Source organism: Brevibacterium luteolum (assembly GCF_013004595.1).
GTDB lineage: Bacteria > Actinomycetota > Actinomycetes > Actinomycetales > Brevibacteriaceae > Brevibacterium > Brevibacterium luteolum.
The window spans coordinates 594,764-611,026 of record NZ_JABEMC010000001.1 but is presented as its reverse complement, the minus strand read 5'-3'; the positions used below and the strand labels follow the sequence as shown (position 1 = coordinate 611,026).

At 66.8% G+C, this 16,263-nt stretch carries 19 protein-coding genes; 7 read left to right on the top strand and 12 right to left on the bottom strand.

The features are described 5' to 3' along the window. Nucleotides 1-190: 190 nt before the first annotated feature. Nucleotides 191-1,174, bottom strand: coding sequence for a hypothetical protein (locus tag HLA91_RS02835; RefSeq protein WP_170273406.1), 984 nt, complete (start codon nt 1,172-1,174; stop codon nt 191-193). Between the two features lie 404 nt (nt 1,175-1,578). Here HLA91_RS02835 and HLA91_RS02830 point away from each other — a divergent pair, with 404 nt between their 5' ends. Both HLA91_RS02830 and HLA91_RS02825 read left to right on the top strand, forming a co-directional pair. Beyond that, nucleotides 1,579-1,848 carry a type II toxin-antitoxin system Phd/YefM family antitoxin gene (locus tag HLA91_RS02830; protein WP_170273405.1) on the top strand — a complete coding sequence of 90 codons (270 nt, stop codon included), beginning with the start codon at nt 1,579-1,581 and terminating at the stop codon, nt 1,846-1,848. Further along, nucleotides 1,849-2,103: a Txe/YoeB family addiction module toxin gene (locus HLA91_RS02825; RefSeq protein ID WP_170273404.1), complete on the top strand. Its 255-nt coding sequence runs from the start codon at nt 1,849-1,851 to the stop codon at nt 2,101-2,103. A gap of 72 nt (nt 2,104-2,175) precedes the next feature. Here the strand turns inward: HLA91_RS02825 and mutM are convergent, their stop codons facing one another. From mutM to coaD, 6 genes are all read right to left on the bottom strand, one after another. Then, nucleotides 2,176-3,084 (bottom strand): bifunctional DNA-formamidopyrimidine glycosylase/DNA-(apurinic or apyrimidinic site) lyase, encoded by a 909-nt coding sequence (gene mutM / locus HLA91_RS02820; RefSeq protein ID WP_170273403.1) that lies wholly within the window; start codon nt 3,082-3,084, stop codon nt 2,176-2,178. A 9-nt stretch (nt 3,085-3,093) separates the two neighbouring features. Next, on the bottom strand, nt 3,094-3,348 hold the full coding sequence (locus HLA91_RS02815) for a hypothetical protein (protein ID WP_170273402.1): 255 nt from the start codon (nt 3,346-3,348) through the stop codon (nt 3,094-3,096). A 54-nt stretch (nt 3,349-3,402) separates the two neighbouring features. Next, nucleotides 3,403-4,113, bottom strand: a complete 711-nt coding sequence (rnc, locus tag HLA91_RS02810) for a ribonuclease III (RefSeq protein WP_170273401.1) — start codon at nt 4,111-4,113, stop codon at nt 3,403-3,405. 30 nt (nt 4,114-4,143) lie between these two features. After that, nucleotides 4,144-4,347 carry a 50S ribosomal protein L32 gene (rpmF, locus tag HLA91_RS02805; RefSeq protein ID WP_102162557.1) on the bottom strand — a complete coding sequence of 68 codons (204 nt, stop codon included), beginning with the start codon at nt 4,345-4,347 and terminating at the stop codon, nt 4,144-4,146. Between the two features lie 2 nt (nt 4,348-4,349). After that, nucleotides 4,350-4,754, bottom strand: a complete 405-nt coding sequence (locus HLA91_RS02800; RefSeq protein ID WP_239557022.1) for a YceD family protein — start codon at nt 4,752-4,754, stop codon at nt 4,350-4,352. 279 nt (nt 4,755-5,033) lie between these two features. Beyond that, nucleotides 5,034-5,531 carry a pantetheine-phosphate adenylyltransferase gene (gene coaD, locus HLA91_RS02795; protein WP_170273399.1) on the bottom strand — a complete coding sequence of 166 codons (498 nt, stop codon included), beginning with the start codon at nt 5,529-5,531 and terminating at the stop codon, nt 5,034-5,036. Nucleotides 5,532-5,748: 217 nt separating this feature from the next. Here coaD and ehuB point away from each other — a divergent pair, with 217 nt between their 5' ends. From ehuB to HLA91_RS02775, 4 genes are all read left to right on the top strand, one after another. Beyond that, nucleotides 5,749-6,639, top strand: a complete 891-nt coding sequence (gene ehuB / locus HLA91_RS02790; RefSeq protein ID WP_170273398.1) for an ectoine/hydroxyectoine ABC transporter substrate-binding protein EhuB — start codon at nt 5,749-5,751, stop codon at nt 6,637-6,639. A gap of 120 nt (nt 6,640-6,759) precedes the next feature. Further along, entirely contained in the window at nt 6,760-7,491 is a 732-nt protein-coding gene (gene ehuC, locus HLA91_RS02785) for an ectoine/hydroxyectoine ABC transporter permease subunit EhuC (RefSeq protein WP_170273397.1), read from the top strand. Next, nucleotides 7,491-8,147 (top strand): ectoine/hydroxyectoine ABC transporter permease subunit EhuD, encoded by a 657-nt coding sequence (ehuD, locus tag HLA91_RS02780; RefSeq protein ID WP_170273396.1) that lies wholly within the window; start codon nt 7,491-7,493, stop codon nt 8,145-8,147. The genes ehuC and ehuD overlap by 1 nt, the downstream gene beginning before the upstream one ends. Beyond that, nucleotides 8,134-8,955 carry an amino acid ABC transporter ATP-binding protein gene (locus tag HLA91_RS02775; protein WP_212753893.1) on the top strand — a complete coding sequence of 274 codons (822 nt, stop codon included), beginning with the start codon at nt 8,134-8,136 and terminating at the stop codon, nt 8,953-8,955. The genes ehuD and HLA91_RS02775 overlap by 14 nt, the downstream gene beginning before the upstream one ends. Before the next feature lie 26 nt (nt 8,956-8,981). Here the strand turns inward: HLA91_RS02775 and rsmD are convergent, their stop codons facing one another. Genes rsmD through thiL form a run of 4 tightly spaced genes read right to left on the bottom strand, consistent with a single transcriptional unit; the run spans nt 8,982 to nt 14,510 of the window. Continuing rightward, the gene (gene rsmD / locus HLA91_RS02770) at nt 8,982-9,539 is read right to left on the bottom strand and encodes a 16S rRNA (guanine(966)-N(2))-methyltransferase RsmD (protein WP_170273395.1); all 558 of its coding nucleotides are present in this window, start codon (nt 9,537-9,539) and stop codon (nt 8,982-8,984) included. A gap of 2 nt (nt 9,540-9,541) precedes the next feature. After that, a complete protein-coding gene (locus HLA91_RS02765) occupies nt 9,542-11,728 on the bottom strand; it encodes an ATP-dependent DNA helicase RecG (RefSeq protein WP_170273394.1) in 2,187 nt (728 codons plus the stop codon). Nucleotides 11,729-11,747: 19 nt separating this feature from the next. After that, the gene (locus HLA91_RS02760; RefSeq protein WP_170273393.1) at nt 11,748-13,439 is read right to left on the bottom strand and encodes a DAK2 domain-containing protein; all 1,692 of its coding nucleotides are present in this window, start codon (nt 13,437-13,439) and stop codon (nt 11,748-11,750) included. A gap of 39 nt (nt 13,440-13,478) precedes the next feature. Beyond that, nucleotides 13,479-14,510, bottom strand: coding sequence for a thiamine-phosphate kinase (thiL, locus tag HLA91_RS02755; RefSeq protein WP_170273392.1), 1,032 nt, complete (start codon nt 14,508-14,510; stop codon nt 13,479-13,481). A 46-nt stretch (nt 14,511-14,556) separates the two neighbouring features. Between thiL and HLA91_RS02750 the strand changes: the two genes are divergently transcribed. Next, the gene (locus HLA91_RS02750; RefSeq protein WP_170273391.1) at nt 14,557-15,087 is read left to right on the top strand and encodes a DUF3515 domain-containing protein; all 531 of its coding nucleotides are present in this window, start codon (nt 14,557-14,559) and stop codon (nt 15,085-15,087) included. Nucleotides 15,088-15,093: 6 nt separating this feature from the next. Here HLA91_RS02750 and HLA91_RS02745 read toward each other — a convergent pair whose 3' ends face one another. Beyond that, nucleotides 15,094-16,248 carry a D-alanine--D-alanine ligase family protein gene (locus HLA91_RS02745; protein ID WP_170273390.1) on the bottom strand — a complete coding sequence of 385 codons (1,155 nt, stop codon included), beginning with the start codon at nt 16,246-16,248 and terminating at the stop codon, nt 15,094-15,096. Nucleotides 16,249-16,263 lie beyond the last annotated feature (15 nt).

The following is a 16,263-nucleotide window of genomic DNA, read 5'->3' as shown; positions in this document are numbered from 1 at the left end:
GTCCGTTGTGCCCCTGCGTCCACCCTGCCGGTGGGGACAGGCGGGGATTCTCCCCGAAAGTCTACCGTTCAGCCTGGTAGCGGGGATCTGACCAGTCTGATTGGGGGCGGACCGCACCAGTCTGATTGGGGGCTGGCGCTCGGGGATCTCTTCCGCGGTGGAGGGATGCAGACGCTGTTGTCTGCGGGAGTCAGGCGCTGATCTCCTTCGGCGGCACCGCTGCGGCCAGAGCACCGCCGACGGTGTGTCCCCACATTGCGGGAAGCGCTGTGGGAAAGATCCGAAGCGCATCCGCCTCGCCCACGCGAGCACTTGTCGCCACGATCGCACCGCGCCCTGACGGCACACCTTCAACGTAGATCGACGGCGGTTCCTCACCACGTTCGATCTGGGCGAGAGCGAGCCGGAGACGGTCGGAGAGGTACGAGACGTCAGCTGGGGCGAAGTGGTCTGCGATTCGCGACGCATAGGCTTCCACTGTGACCCCGGAATGGGTGTCCATCCCGAGCTGCTCGGCTGTCTGCAGGACGAGGGCGTGGATCCACTCCGTGACAGCGCCGTTGGACAGCGCTGTCACACGCAGCGTGTCGGGCTGGCCGGACGCATCGTGGACTTCGAAGAGCGCGAAGAGAGCGTCACCCATCAGATCGTGGCGCGTCGTCGAAGACAGCCTCAGGTGGACATCGGACATGCCGTTGATCGCAGCGGAATGCACCCCGGCTGCAACTGACGTCCGATTGTTCGCGGCGTAGCCCAGGCCGAAGGACTGGCCGAACATGCTGAATTGATGCGCGAGGGTCCCCCGAGCTTCACCAGCGGTCTTCTCGTCGAAGTGGCGCTCGACCTCCAGCACACGATGAACATCGAGCGAATACGCTTCTGTCTCTGCTCGTGCCAGAAGCTGCTCGGCATGAGCGGCCAGTGAGTTCGCAGTTGCCCAGTCATCGCAATTGATGCGCCTGGCCCGCATTTCACTGGTGACTCCCACCAGCAAGAGGATGAGACCGACGACCCACACAACCCAGGTCAGCGAGAGGACGAACAGTGCCGCGGCACCTGTATCGGAACCCACGAATGCAACCGCGAGCGCAATGATGAAGATGAGGATCGCGACGAGCAGGGAGTCGACGACAAGTGACTTACGGCGCAGGTGGCGGCGCGCACGGCCGCACATCAGGGGTGGAGTGCATATCCTTGATCATATGCGGTCGCGAGCCGCATTCGGTGAATCCCCGGGACAGGCCTTGCCCTTCAGTGGGATCAATGCGCCTTGCCGGCACCGATCACGCCAGCAGTCCAGCCGCTCGAGGACTTGAGACCGCGCAGCGTCAGCGACTTCAGGTACATCGCCTCAACTCCTCTCTGTGGTCGGGGCCTGTGTCATGCCTGCGGTGACATTGTGTGAAATTCTGCCCCCTGGGCAGACGCGCCGGTCCTGACCAGCCGCAACAGCTTCGGAGGATCGCGGATCCGCGTGGGCTGCTCGAACGCTGCGAGCGCGAGGACTGACGCTCGATAGAGCCTCTGATACGTGGTACCATTAACCAGTACCACTCATTCGAGGGAAGGAAGCGGCCCATGTCCATCAGCGCCAGCGAAGCCCGCAAGACCCTGTTCCCCCTCATCCAGCGCGTCAACGATGACCGGGAGGCCGTGGAGATCGTCTCCCGGAAGGGCAACGCCGTCCTCATGCCGGCCGACGAGTACTCTGCATGGCAGGAGACCGCCTACCTGTTCCGCTCGCCCGCAAACGCCCGCCGGCTGCTCGATTCCTACGAGCGCGCCACCTTGGGCAGGACCGAGGTGCACGAACTTGACCGCACCGACGATGCGGACAGGGACGCCTGAGTGCGCCTGGTCTGGGACAGGTCCGCCTGGGAGGACTACACGTACTGGCAGACTGCCGACCGGAAGGTCCTCAAGCGAATCAATACGCTCATCGATGCCTGCCTGCGCGAGCCCTTCGCCGGGATCGGCAAGCCGGAGCAGCTCAAGTACGGCGCTCAGGGGGCCTGGTCGCGTCGGATCACTGAGGAGCACAGGCTTGTGTATCTTGTCGACGGTGACGACGTGGTGATTTTGCAGGCTCGCTACCACTATTGAGTTTGATCACTGAAGAGTTCGACTGCGGCATGGGCGGCTCGCTCGTGCCAGAGCCCGGCCTCACGTGCAGGCTCAGCGCTGTGGTTTCTGGCACTGCAGGCAGATGTGTGTGCCGCGGCCGCCGACGACGAGGCGGGTGATGAGGGTGCCGCAGCGCAGGCACGGCTGCCCGGTGCGGCCGTAGACGCCGAGCGACCGGTCGAAGTAGCCGGATTCGCCATTGACATTGACATACAAGGCGTCGAAGCTCGTCCCGCCCTGCTCGAGCGCTTCGAGCATCACCTCGCGCGCGGACTCCAGCACGGCCCGCACTCGGGAGATCCGCAGCCGGGCGGCGTGAGCGAGCGGATGGACTCCAGCACGATGGAGCGCCTCGTCTGCGTAGATGTTGCCGATCCCGCTGAGCACGCTCTGGTCGAGCAGCACCGATTTGATCGCTGAGCGCTTCGTCTTGACCACCCGCGCGATCGCATCGAGATCAGTGCTCTCCTCCAGCGGGTCCGGGGCGATGTGCGCCATCTGTGCTGGCACCGGCAGGCGGCTCCTCCACCGGCCTGGCACGGTGAGCTCATCGATGCCGAGGTGGCCGAAGATCCGCTGGTCGACGAACCGGAGCGCGAACTCTCGGCCATCAGGTGAGAAGCAGGTGAAGTCTGCACGCGTGTGCCGGTGGACCGGGTCGCCGGGCTCGTGGATGCGGAACTGTCCGCTCATCCCCAGATGGACCGACAGTGCACGCTCCGGCATGTCTCCGGTTCCGGCCAGCGGCAGCCACAGGAACTTTCCGCGGCGGGCGGGCACGCCGAAACCGGCACCGGTGATGCCGGTGACGAACGCTTCGGCGGCGGCGGGACTGATGGTGCGCTGGGAGGTGGTGCCGAGGATCCGCGGATCGTGCAGGCGCACTGCGGCGACGCGGGCGCCGGGCAGCCAGTCGGCCAGGCCTCGGCGGACGGATTCGACTTCGGGAAGCTCGGGCACGGACCTCGCTCAGGCAGCCGCTGTTCTGCGGCCGCTGTAGTACACGTACATGACGACGATGAGCCCGACCGGCGGCATGAAGAGCAGGAGGATCCCCAGAAGCAGTCGCTTGGGCTTGGGCTGATCGAGCTTGAAGAGGAAGACGAATCCGATAATCGCAATGATGAGGCCGACGATGATCGGGATGAGCAGGATCGTCGACCAGACGACGTCGTATGCGGTTGGCATGAGGGGATTGTCAGCGGCCAGAAGAAGGGAGTTCATACACGGATTGTACCCCGGCCGCACCGGCGCCGATCGATCCGGGGCGTGGGGGACTCAGTGTCGGCTGTAGTCCGGGTGGGCGGCGCGGATCGCGGTGACGGCGGCTTCGGCGGCGACGGCTTCTGCGGCCTTCTTCGAGGTGCCCTCGCCGGTGCCCCATACCGTCCCGCCGAGCAGGGCGACGGCGGTGAAGACGCGTGCGTGGTCGGGTCCGCGGCCGGTGACCTCGTAGACGACGGCGCCGAGGTCGAGGTCGGCGGCGGCTTCCTGCAGGGTCGTCTTGTAGTCCATGCCGGCGCCGAGGCGGACGGCGTCGACGAGCATGTCGTCGATGAGCCGGTGGACAAGTGCGAAGGCCTCTGCGCGGCCGCGGCTGATGAAGCAGGCACCGATGAGGGATTCGACGGTGTCGGCGAGGATCGAGTCCTTCGTCCGCCCGCCTGTCATCTCCTCGCCCTTGCCCAGCAGCACGAACTCGCCGATCTTCAGACGCCGGGCGATCTGCGCCAGCGCACGGGTGTTGACGACGGCGGCGCGCATCTTCGCCAGCCGGCCCTCGGGCAGCTCGGGGTTGTCGAGGAACAGCGACTCAGTGGCGACGAGCTGCAGGACGGCGTCACCGAGGAACTCCAGGCGCTCATTGGTGGGGATGCCGCCGTTCTCGAACGCGTAGCTGCGGTGCGTGAGGGCAAGACGAAGCGTCTCGGGGTCGATGTCGACCCCGAGACGCTCGTTGAGTGTGTTCAGATCAGGTGCTGAGTCCACTGTCTGATGCGATTCGTCTGAAGAACCGAATCAGATGTCGGCGACCTTGCGTCCCTTGTATTCAAGGAACAGCGGGGTGCCGGCGGAGTCCTCAACCACCTTGGCCTGGTGCGGGCGCGAGTACACAACGCGACCGTTCTCCACAGTCTTGACCAAGGTCGGAACCTTGGCCTTCCACTGCGAACGACGGTGGCGGGTATTGCTGCGCGACATCTTTCGCTTGGGAACAGCCACGTCTAGCTCTCTTTCTCTTCTAACAGTCGTTTCAGTTCTGACCAGCGTGGGTCATCTGCCGGTGCCTCTTCGACGATGTCCTCGCCGACGGTGTACCGGAACTCGTCCGCATCCTCCCCATCCTTGAGAGGACGGAACGGCAAAGCCATGACGAGTGCGTCTCGGATCGCCGGTTCGAGGTCGATCCGATCGCGATCAACCGGATATGTCTCCTCGTCGCCCTCTTCGACCTCGTACGCGAAGAGTTCGGACAGCTCCACGTTCAGCGGAACCTCCAGGTCCTCCAGCGTGCGGGCGTCCTGTCCCTGGGCTGTGGCCGTGACAGTGCCGGAGACGAAGATCCCCTCCACCACGGAGTCGAGCTGCAGGTCCAGGTGAAGCGGCGAACCGGTTGGCACTCCGATCATCTCGATCCGCAGATCCGCCGGAGCCGCGACATCACGTTCCAGTCGAGTCCATTCGCCTGGCCTGTCTGCCAGGCCGAGCGAGCGAAGGTCGACGATGAGGTCAGATCTACTGCTCATGTGTCTTCACCTCCGGTTTGGACGCTGTCCGTGATGTCGGCACGCAACGGATCACACGCAAGGAAACAGTCTAATGGCTTCGCCCAGTGATTGCCACTTGAGGTGATGTGCACCTCACTGGACATCTGCGAGCAGCAGGCAGGGCCAGCTGGCAGCCAGCGGTCAGTCGGCCCGGCGCTTGGCATCCATCGCTTCGAGCACCGCAGCCGGCACGAGCCCCGAGACGTCTCCGCCGAGTGTGTGGACTTCGCGGATGAGCGAGGAGGAGACGTGCTCGAAACGCGGGTCGCCGGGCACGAAGATCGTCTCCAGTTCGGTCAGGTGCCGGTTCATCAGGGCCATCGGCAGCTCATAAGCGAAGTCGGTGCCTGAACGCAGCCCCTTGACGACGGCTGAAGCGCCGATCTGCGCGCAGTAATCCACGAGCAGACCGCCGGGCACGTCGTCGACGACGATGTTCGCGGCCTGCTCGGTGCGCGGATCGGCGGTCAGGGCAGCCTCGATGAGCTCGATGCGCTGGGCGACCGGATAGTGGCCGGTCTTGGCCGGGTTGTGCACCACGGCGATGACGACCTCGTCGAACAGCGCGGCGGCCCTGGCGGCGATGTCGATGTGTCCGACGGTGACCGGGTCATAGGAGCCGGGGCAGACGACCTTCATACGCATCCGTTCCATCGGGGGCTGGTGACGCTCTCAGACTAGCGCAGGACGCCTCGGCGGCGGCCAGGGCATGTAACGATGTCCTAACGCTCCCGGAAATGCCGTAGATGCGCAGACAACGCTCGATACTGTTGTTGAGCAGTGACCTGGGTCATACCGGCTCGGTCGACACTTCTTGTCTGGTCGTCACCTGCTGTACGCACGAAACGGAGTATCTATGCGCAACCACAGAATCGCCCGCCCCCTGGCAGCCCTTGCCGCCGTCGCCTCGCTCGGACTCGTCGCCGCCTGCGGCGGAGGCGGTTCGGATGCCGGCAGCACGACGCTGGAGAAGGCCCAGGAGGACAAGAAGATCACCGTCGGCTTCGCCGGCGAGGCTCCTTACAGCTTCGAAGCCGATGGCGAGCTGACCGGCGCCACTGTCGCGCTGCACCGCGAGATCTTCAAGGAGCTCGGCATCGAGGAGGTCGACGGTGTGCTCACCGAGTTCGGCGGTCTCATCCCGGGCCTTAACGCTGACCGCTTCGACGTCGTCTCCGCGGGCATGTCGATCCTGCCCGACCGCTGCGAACAGGCGTCGTTCTCCAACCCGGAGTTCATGTACACGACCGCGCTCATGGTCAAGGAGGGCAACCCGCACAATCTCAAGACGCTCGATGATGTCGCGGCCAACGACGATGTCACGCTTGCCACGATGACCGGTGCGATCGAATCGGACTACGCCGCCGACCTCGGCATCGACGGTTCGACTGAGGTGGGCACCCCGCAGGACGGAATGGACATGGTGACCTCCGGCAGGGCTGATGTCTTCGCACTCACCGGCATCTCACTTAACTGGATGGCTGACAACAATCCGGATGCCGGTGTCGAGGTGACCGAGTCGTTCGTGCAGGAGATCGACGGCGTGCCGCAGATCGGTGCCGGTGGCACCGTTTTCCGCACCGATGACGAAGAGCTGCTCAAGGCCTACAACGAGAAGCTCGACGAGATCGTCGGCGACGAGCAGCGCTACCTCGACATCGTCGGTGAGTTCGGCTTCACCGCCGAGGAGCGCCCTGACGGGTCCATCACCACCGAGCAGCTGTGCTCGGGTGACCTGCCCAGCTGATCACGTCCGCTGTCATCGGCAGGGCGGCCCGCACCTCGGGAGCGGGCCGCTCGCCGGTGACGACGCGTATTCTGCACCTCCGACCCGAATCCCAGGCACGCACATGACAGACACGCGCTCATGACAGACAACCTCTCGACGCTCTTCAGCTATGCACCCCAGCTGTGGGACGGCCTGAAGATCACCCTCCTACTCACTGCCGGCGGGGCAGCAGGTGCGCTGCTCATCGCCTTAGTGCTCGGACTGGCGATGGCCAGCCCGTACCGCTGGCTCGGCATCCCGGCACGCATCATCGTCGAGTTCTTCCGCGGCACGTCCCTGCTCGTCCAGCTGTTCTGGCTCTTCTACGTGCTGCCGCTGCTGGGTGTGAATCTCGATCCGCTCAGCTGCGGCATCTTCGCCCTGGCACTCAACTACGGGGCCTACTCCGCCGAGGTAGTGCGCTCGTCGATCGCGCACGTCGACCGCGGCCAGTGGGAGGCGGCGACGGCGCTGAGCCTGTCGCCGGTGCGGATGCTGCGGCGCATCATCTTCCCGCAGGCCTGGCTGCTCATGATCCCGTCGCTGGCGACGCTGCTCATCCAGCTGCTCAAGGGCACCGCAGTCGTCTCCTTCGTCACCCTGCAGGACCTCACCGACCGCATCGACCAGCTGCGGCAGGCCACCGGCGACACGTTCTTCGCCTACTCCGTCGGGCTGCTGCTGTACTTCGTGCTCGCCTGGCTGCTGCAGGTCGGCATGGATGCCCTCGAGCACCGGGCTGCGGTCGCACTCGGCCGGCGAGAGAAGTCCGCAGGTCTGCGCAGCGTGTTCTTCCGACAGCACCGTCCGAAGAAGGAGGTGCTGGGCTGATGTGGGATTGGTCGCGCGCATTCGATGCGCTGCCGCTGCTGCTCAAGGGCTTCGGGAACACCCTCATCGCCACCGTCGGCGGGACACTCATCGCCGTTGTGCTCGGACTCGTCATCGCGATCCTGCTGCGCATCCTGCCCTGGTGGATCAACTGGCTGCTCAAACTCGCCGTCGCATTCGTGCGCAACACGCCGCTGGTGGTGCAGCTGCTGTTCATCTACTTCCTGTTCGCCAAGCATCCGGTGCTCGCCGGGATTCCGTCGCTGACGCTCGGGCTCATCATCATCGGCGTGCACTATTCGACGTACATGTCCGAAAGCTACCGGGCCGGCATCGACTCAGTGCCGAAGGGCCAGTGGGAAGCGATCAGCGCGCTGTCGCTGCCGCCGGCCCGGGCGTTCCGTTCGATCGTCCTCCCCCAGGCGCTGCGGGCGACAGTCCCCTCGCTGGGCAACTACGCGGTGGCGATGTTCAAGGACACCCCGTTCCTGTTCGCCATCGGAGTCGTCGAGCTGGTGACCTCCGCCCAACAGTACGGCGGCCGACACTTCGCCTACACCGAGGTGTTCACGCTTGCCGGCCTCATCTTCCTGGCCGCCAGCTATCCGACCTCACTGCTCATCCGACGATTGGAGAAGTCCCTTGCCCGGTACTGACGAGACCCCACAGTCCCGCGCGGACGGCGCTGCGGCAGCCCAGCCGGCCATCGAGTTCGTCGACGTCGAGAAGCGTTTCGGCGCCAACGTCGTCCTCCAGGACCTCAACTTCTCCGTCGCCCCTGGCGAGCGCGTCACGCTCATCGGGCCCAGCGGTTCGGGCAAGACGACGATCCTCAGGCTCATCATGACACTGGAGAGCCTGACCGACGGCTACATCTACGTCCACGGCAAGCCGCTGACGCACGAGAAGCGCGGCGATAAGCGGGTAGCGCTGCCGAAGAAGCAGGTGCGCAGCAACACCAAGCGCATCGGCATGGTGTTCCAGCACTTCAACCTGTTCCCCAATATGACGGTCGCTGAGAACATCATCGAAGCACCGATCCACGTGCTCGGCATGTCGAAGGCCGAGGCGCTGGAGAAGGCACGTGCGCTGCTGAAGCGGGTCGGCCTGGCCGACAAGGAGAATGAGCATCCGACGAAGCTCTCGGGCGGACAGCAGCAGCGTGTGGCGATCGCCCGTGCGCTGGCGATGGATCCCGAGGTGCTGCTGCTCGACGAGGTGACTTCGGCTCTCGACCCGGAGCTCGTCGACGATGTGCTCGGGGTGCTGCGCGAGATCGCCGAGACCACGGACATCACGATGCTCATCGTCACCCATGAGATGCAGTTCGCCCGCGATGTCTCTCAGCGGGTGTTGATGTTCTCCGACGGCCAGATCATCGAAGACGGCCCGCCGGATGAGATCTTCACCCGCCCGCAGCATGAGCGCACCGCGAAGTTCCTCTCCGCGGTGCTGGAGCGCTGACCCCAGGCCTCAGCCCCGCACGTTCGTCACTCCCGCAGCTGCAGGAACCACAATGCGGTCTCGCCGACCTTCTTGTGCCGGAACACCTCCAGCCGCTGCGGCAGCCTCGGCTCCGGTGACCGGCTGGAGCGTTCGAACACGATGAGCGCTGCCGGGTCACGCAGCAGCGGGACGCACGCGTCCAGGATCGCGGTCACCTCTGCCTCGGGCATGGGATACGGCGGGTCGGCGAAGATGAGGTCAATGCTGCCTTCCGGCAGCCGTCCCGCGCCCGAGGCAGCCGACGCCTGGATGATCTCGACCTCGCCTGTCACGCGCAGCGAGCGGGCGTTGGCGGTGATGACGCGGCACACGGAGGCGGCGCGTTCGATGAAGGTGACGTGGGCTGCTCCGCGGGAGAGCGCTTCGAAGCCGAGGCCGCCGGAACCTGCGCAGACGTCGAGGACGTGGGCACCGGTGAGCACGTCGAGAGTGGTGAGTGAGGAGAACAGGGATTCACGCACCCGGTCAGAGGTCGGGCGGGTGCCCTCGCCTGGCGGGGTCTTGAGGCGGTGGCCTTTGAAGCGGCCGGCGATGATGCGCATGCTCAGTCCGCCGTGCTGCCGAAGCTGCGTTCGGGGCCGATGATCGTGTCGATGAAGTCGCGCAGGTGCGGGTAGGCCTCGAACAGCGGGTCAGCGTCGACAACGTCTGCTGCGGCTTTCCGGGCATCTTCGATGACGCGTTTGTCGCGGGCGACCGACAGGTGGGTCAGTGAAGTGCGGCCCCACTGGGTGCGGCCGAGCACGTCGCCTTCGCGGCGCTTCTCCATGTCGAATTCGGCCAGAGCGAAGCCGTCGAGGGTCTCGGCGACGGTCTGCAGGCGCTCCATCGCCTCGCTGCCCGATGGCTGGTGGGTGAGCAGAAAACAGGTCGCGGGCTGCCCGTCGCGGCCGATGCGTCCGCGCAGCTGATGCAGCTGGGCGACGCCGAAGTTCTCGGCATCGAAGATCACCATGATGCGGGCCCGCGGAACGTCGATGCCGACTTCGATGACGGTGGTGGCGATGAGCACGTCGAGTTTGCCGACGGCGAAGGCGCGCATGACCTCCTCTTTGTCCTCCATGCCCATCCGGCCGTGCACAACCGCCATATCGAGGTGGGCGACAGCCGGGTGGTTCTGCAGGCGGCGCTGGAGCTCGTCGACACCGATCGGTGCGGTCAGCGGGTCGCCCTGGCTGGGGTCGAAGTCGATCTTCGAGGCGACGATAAAAGTCTGCTGACCGGCCGCAGCCGCCTCGGCGACGATGGCGAGCACCCGGTCGAGCCAGGTGGGGTGCTCACTGAGCGAGAACGCGTGGGTGGCGATGGTCTTGGGCCCGTGTGGCAGCTCGTCGAGCACGGAGGTCTCCAGGTCGCCGAAGACGGTCAGCGCCATGGTGCGCGGGATGGGGGTGGCGGTCATAACGAGGGCGTGCGGGGCGTAGTCGGAGGATTTGCGGCGCAGCGCCTCGCGCTGGGCCACACCGAAGCGGTGCTGTTCGTCGATGACGACGAGGCCGAGGGCGTTGAAGATCGTTGTGTCGGACACGAGTGCGTGGGTGCCGACGATGATGTCGATCTGCCCGGCGACCAGGGCCAGCAGCAGCTCCTTGCGCTCCTTCGTCGACAGTGAGCCGGTCAGCAGCGCCACCCGCACCCGGGTGTGCTCGTGTGAGAGTCGGCCGTGGGAGAACAGTGAGGGGTCTTGGGCCTGCGGGCCGAGCATCGCCATGAGCGAGCGGTAGTGCTGGGCGGCGAGCACTTCGGTGGGGGCAAGCATCGCCGCCTGGGCACCGGAGTCGACGGCCTGGAGCATCGCCCGCAGTGCGACAAGCGTCTTGCCGGAGCCGACGTCGCCGTGCAGCAGCCGGTTCATTGGGTGCGGCTGGGCCAGGTCGGCGGCGATCTCCGCACCGGCTCGCTGCTGGGCGCCGGTGAGCTGGAAGGCCAGGTGCTCGTCGAAATAGGCGAGCGCCCCGTCGTCACGGCCGGTGAGCTCACGGGAGACCTCGCGGTTCCACAGGCTTTTCTGCGCCAGCAGGTGGGCCTGCAGGGCGAAGGCCTCTTCGAACTTCCAGCGCTTCTGCGCGGCTTCGACCTGTTCCATCGTGTCGGGTCGGTGCATATGCGCATAGGCGCTGCGCAGGTCGGGCAGCTGCCGGTCGCTGAGCACCTGGACGGGCAGCGGGTCGGCGAAGACCTCATCGAGTGCGGTGTCGAGGATCGTGCGGATGGCTGCGGCGATGCGGTGGGTGGCGATCCGGTTGCTGGATTTGTAGATCGGGATCGGGTGGCTGCGGGTCTCGAACGTCAGCTCATCACCGGCGATCTGGTTGAGCCACACGGGGTTCTTGATCTGGAAGTGGGCGGCTGAGCCGTATTTGGGGTTCTGCTTGGCGACCTTGCCGCTGATGGCGATCTCGGTGCCGGGCAGCATCTTGTCGGCGATCCAGTGCTGGTTGAAGAAGGGCACTTCGACGATGAAGGAGCCGTCGGAGACCCGGGCGGTGGTGATGCTGCCGCGGCGCTGGCGCATCTGCCGGGTGGTGACGGATTCGACGCGGGCCATGAAGGCAACGTCGGCGCCTTCCTCCATCACCATCGCCAGGTTGCTCAGGGTGCCGGCCTGCAGGTAGCGGCGCGGGAAGTAGCGCAGCGCTTCGTCAACGGTGGTGATGCCGACGGTGCGCAGGTCAGCGCACAGGCGCTCGTCGTCGAGCAGGGTGCTGACGTCGATCGGTTCGCGGGTCATCTTCTCGGCTCTCCGCGGACTATTCGACGCCGAGCACCGCGCAGCCCTCGGGGTGCTCGGAGTGGACGATGTCGACGGTGACGAGCGGGTGGCGGGTCTCGACGTGGCGCAGCAGCGCGTCGGTGGCGCTGGCCGGCAGCTGTGCGCCGGTGACGATCGTCATGACCTCTCCGCCGGCTCCGAGGAGTCGGTCGGCGCATGCGATGACCGCGTCGGCTGGGTTCTGTTCGACGCTGCGGATGCGCCCGTCGATGATGGTGAGCAGGTCGGAGCGGTCGTAGATGAGCGGGCCGGCTGAGCTGCGCTCGGCGCGGACCACTCCCCCGACCCGGGTGGCGGAGGCGGATTCGGCCATGTCCTCGAACGCTTCTGCGGCTGGGGCTGCGCTGTCGTAGACGGCGAGCGCGGAGAGCACTGCGGCAGCGGAGCGGGAGCGCACGATCGAGACCGGCTGGCGTGCCTCGCTGCCGGCGCTGTGCAGACTGCTGGTGGCCTCGCTGCCGTGGCCGTAGCGACGGCGCAGCTCGCCGAGCAGGTGCGCGGAGTCGGGGACGACGATGACGGGTGTGTCGGCTTCGGCGATGAGCTCGTCGATCTGCTCGGTGACTGCTGCCCCGTCGGCGTTGACGGCGTGGGCGTCCTGCAGCGCGCAGGCGAAGAGCATCCCGACCCCGGAGCAGACGGCGATGACGGTGGTGGCCAGGGTGCGGCCGCCGGTGACGGAGAGGTCTTCGACGCGCAGCCGGTCGATCCCGAGGTCCGCGCACGCCCGCAGGGTCTCCAGGGCGGCGTCCTCGCTGGGCACGTGGACGTGGATCATCGGCCAGGACACGACGATCGAGTCACCACCGGCGGCGGTGAGGGTCTTCTTCACCCGCCGGGTGCGGTCGCGGCGCTCGGCGACGTAGAAGACGAGTTCGAAGCCCTGTTCGCCGGTGTGCAGCAGCGCCCCGGCACTTGGTTCTCGGCACGCCTCAGCAACCGCGTCGGCCTCACCACCGGTGTCCGTGCCCGAGGCGGTGGATCCGCCGGTCGTGGTCGTCAGGTGGGCTGCGTGCAGGGCGGGGTGGTCGGCGGGGTCCTCACCGGTGACGGTGAGGTAGAGCAGGTCGAAGAGCTCGACGATGCCCGACGAGCCGGCATCGACGACGTTGGCTTCGCTCAGCGCCGGCAGCTGTCCGGTGGTCTCCAGCAGCGCCTGCTGGGAGGTCTCGCGCACGGCGGCGATGAGCCCGATGAGGTCGGCACCGGCATCGGCCTGGCTGCGAGCTTCGGCGGCCATCGCCTCGAGCACGGTGAGCATGGTGCCGTCGACCGGTGCTGCGACGGCGGTGCGGGCGCGGGCTGCGGCGAGTTCGAGTGCACCGGCGAACGTCGGGGCGTCGAGGTCGGTGACCCCATCGAGGGCGTCGGCGACCCCGCGCAGGGCGACTGACAGGATGAGCCCGGAGTTGCCGCGGGCTCCGCGCAGCGCACCGGTGGCCATCGCGCCGATGACGTCGCTGAGGGTGACGGCTCCGCGCAGGTTCTCGACGGCGCGGTAGGCCGAGCGGACGGTGTGGTAGAGATTCGAACCGGTGTCGCCGTCGGCGACAGGGAAGACGTTGATGGCGTTGATGTCGTTGCGTTCGCGGCGCAGCCGCTCGACTGTCCGGCGGGCCCAGCGGGCGGCCAGCCGGCCGTTGATGTTCAGCGCGTCGCGCTCGTCCACTCTCTCCCCTCCCCGATCATGGTGTCCGGATGCCAGCGCTCAGCCGAAGTGCCGGAAGGAGCCTCCGGTCACCGGCTGCCCGGCCAGCGTCACGCCGCCGTCGTCGCTGGCTGCGCGGCATGTTCCGATTCGCATCCAGCCTACCGGAACCTGGTCGGCGGGCACGGTGGCGAGGAATCCGTGGTCCTCTCCTCCGTGTAGCACCCAGTCCCGCGGGCTGGCACCGGTCCCGAGGTGGTCGGCAGCTGCCTGCAGCGGTGCAGCGAGTGCGTCGAGAGCGCTGGGGTCGAGGTCGGCGGTGATGCCGGAGGCGGCTGCGATCCGGCCGAGGTCGCCTACCAGTCCGTCGGAGACGTCGATCATCGCATGAGCTGCCCCGGCGATCCGGGCGGCAGCGGCGTAGTCCGGGCGCGGGCTGCGCTGGACGTCGATGGGCTCGCGCAGCGCCGGGTCAGAGGCGTCGGCCAAGTCCGGGTCGGCCAGCAGCAGGTCGAGGCCGGCGGCGGCCCTGCCGACGGTGCCGGCGAGCACGATCGCATCGCCGGGCTGTGCGCCGCTGCGCAGCACCGGCGGGTGGGCGGCCAGCGTGCCGAGGGCGGTGACGGAGATGATGACGACCGGCCCGCCGGACAGGTCCCCGCCGAGCACCTGCGCTCCCCCGCGGGCGGTCTCCTCCGAGAACCCGGCCATGAGCTCACGCACGAACGACAGCGGCGTGTCCGCTGGTGCCCCGATCGTCAGCAGCATGCCGTGCGGGGCAGCGCCCATTGCGTGGACGTCGGCGAGGTTCTGGGCGGCGGCCTTGATGCCGAGCTGGTGGGGGTCCGTCCAGGCCGGCAGGAAGTCCTCGCCCTCGACGAGCATGTCGGTCGTCGAGACAAGGTCCCCGTTAAGCGTCGAGACCGCAGCGTCGTCTCCAGGCCCGACCCGCACCTCGGGTCCGGCGGCAGGGAGGGCAGCGAGCAGCGCGGCGAGCACGCCGTCCTCACCGACGTCGCCGAGCGTGGCACCAGGTGGGGCCGGCGGTGTGCCAGGTGAGGCCGGCGGATTTTCAGGTGCAGGTGATGTCATGGGGTCAGTATGCCAAGCCCGACGGACACCGACTAACCTGGAGGGCATGAACCGCCTCCCCTCTGCCGTTGCCGCCTGTGCCGTTGTCGGTCTGGGTCTCAGCGGCTGCGCTGCCGCCGTGTCCGTTGAGCCTGCTGCCGACGCCCACAATCCAGAGTGCGCGGCGGTCATGCTGCGAATGCCCGATGAAATCGACGGGCATGACTCGCGCAAGACGACCTCGCAGGGCACCGATGCGTGGGGCGACCCGTCGGTGGCGGTGCTGCGCTGCGGCGTCGAGCCGCCGGGGCCCTCGACTGACCGATGTGTGAGCGTCAACGGCGTCGACTGGGTCTCGACTGAGGAGACCGGCACGTCGTGGCGATTCGTCTCCTATGGCCGTGAACCGGCTGTCGAGGTGCTCGTCGCTTCGGACAAGATCGCCGGTGCCACGGTGCTCTCGGAGATCTCCCCGTCGGTGTCGACGATTGAGCAGACGCGCTCCTGTGTGGCTGCCGAGGATCTCGATGAGGACGGCCTGCCGGTCGAGACTCCCGGTGCTGAGCAACCGGCTGATGAGGAGACGGCGGCGCCGTAGCCCAGCTCAGCTCGTGGGCTGGTTGGCCGCCTGGCGGGCATGATCGCTCATCGCGATGCTGATGAGCTCGGAGATGAGCTCGCTGTACTCCAGCCCCGAAGCCGCCCACATCTGCGGATACGCCGAGCTCGGGGTGAAGCCGGGCAGCGTATTGAGCTCGTTGATGAGCACCTCGCCGTCAGCGGTGACGAAGGTGTCGACGCGGGCCAGGCCGGTGCATTCGAAGGCTTTGAAGGTGCGGGCGGCGAGATCCTGGATCTTCGCCGTGGTGTCGGCATCGACATCGGCCGGGCAGATGAGCTTGACCGAGTCGAGGTCGAGGTACTTGGCCTCGAAGTCGTAGAACTCATGGTCGCCGCCGACGACGATCTCCGAGGGCACCGAGGTCCGCGCCCGGCGGTCGTAGACGGAGCCGAGGACGGAGCATTCGATCTCACGCCCGTCGACGAGCGGCTCGACGATGACCTTGTTGTCGTGCTCGAAAGCCTCTTTGAGCGCTACATCGAGTTCGGAGACACTGTTGATCTTCGACACTCCGATCGAGGAGCCGGCGCGGCAGGGCTTGACGAAGGCCGGGAAGCCGAGCTTCTCGACGCGTTCGGTCATGACCTCCGGGGCGTGTTCGTACTTCACCTCGGTGATGAGGACGAACGGGCAGGCCGGGATCCCGGAGTTGGCCATGACGGCCTTCATGAAGTGCTTGTCCATGCTCACCGCCGAAGCGAGCACGCCGGCGCCGACGAACGGGGTGTTCGACAGTTCGAAGATCCCCTGGATGGTGCCGTCCTCACCGTAGCGGCCGTGCAGCACCGGGAAGTAGACGTCGACGACGTCGAGCTCGCTCAGGGTGCCGTCGGCTTCCCGGTGCAGCAGCGGTTCGCGGTGTTCGGAGATCGAGGGGATGACCGAGGTGCCGTTATCGGTCACCTCGGGCATCGCCTCGGGGTCGAAGGTGAACTTCTCCCAGTCCTCGACGATCCGCCACGTGCCCTGCCGGGTGATGCCGATCGGGATGACCCGGTAGGCGTCCCGGTCGATCGCGGCGAGCACATTGGCTGCCGAGACACACGACACGGCGTGCTCTGAAGAGCGGCCGCCGAACAGGACGGCGACGACAGGACGGGTGTCGCCGGCAGTGGAGGACGAGGAGGCTGGTGTCATGGGATCAGTTGTTCC

Excerpts from the sequence above, each read along its gene's own strand:
- HLA91_RS02835 (WP_170273406.1), bottom strand. The coding sequence starts at position 1,174 with ATGTGCGGCCGTGCGCGCCGCCACCTGCGCCGTAAGTCACTTGTCGTC.
- HLA91_RS02830 (WP_170273405.1), top strand. The coding sequence starts at position 1,579 with ATGTCCATCAGCGCCAGCGAAGCCCGCAAGACCCTGTTCCCCCTCATC.
- HLA91_RS02815 (WP_170273402.1), bottom strand. The coding sequence starts at position 3,348 with ATGAACTCCCTTCTTCTGGCCGCTGACAATCCCCTCATGCCAACCGCA.
- HLA91_RS02800 (WP_239557022.1), bottom strand. The coding sequence starts at position 4,754 with ATGATCGGAGTGCCAACCGGTTCGCCGCTTCACCTGGACCTGCAGCTC.
- coaD (WP_170273399.1), bottom strand. The coding sequence starts at position 5,531 with ATGAAGGTCGTCTGCCCCGGCTCCTATGACCCGGTCACCGTCGGACAC.
- ehuB (WP_170273398.1), top strand. The coding sequence starts at position 5,749 with ATGCGCAACCACAGAATCGCCCGCCCCCTGGCAGCCCTTGCCGCCGTC.
- ehuC (WP_170273397.1), top strand. The coding sequence starts at position 6,760 with ATGACAGACAACCTCTCGACGCTCTTCAGCTATGCACCCCAGCTGTGG.
- ehuD (WP_170273396.1), top strand. The coding sequence starts at position 7,491 with ATGTGGGATTGGTCGCGCGCATTCGATGCGCTGCCGCTGCTGCTCAAG.
- rsmD (WP_170273395.1), bottom strand. The coding sequence starts at position 9,539 with ATGCGCATCATCGCCGGCCGCTTCAAAGGCCACCGCCTCAAGACCCCG.
- HLA91_RS02765 (WP_170273394.1), bottom strand. The coding sequence starts at position 11,728 with ATGACCCGCGAACCGATCGACGTCAGCACCCTGCTCGACGACGAGCGC.
- thiL (WP_170273392.1), bottom strand. The coding sequence starts at position 14,510 with ATGACATCACCTGCACCTGAAAATCCGCCGGCCTCACCTGGCACACCG.
- HLA91_RS02750 (WP_170273391.1), top strand. The coding sequence starts at position 14,557 with ATGAACCGCCTCCCCTCTGCCGTTGCCGCCTGTGCCGTTGTCGGTCTG.
- HLA91_RS02745 (WP_170273390.1), bottom strand. The coding sequence starts at position 16,248 with ATGACACCAGCCTCCTCGTCCTCCACTGCCGGCGACACCCGTCCTGTC.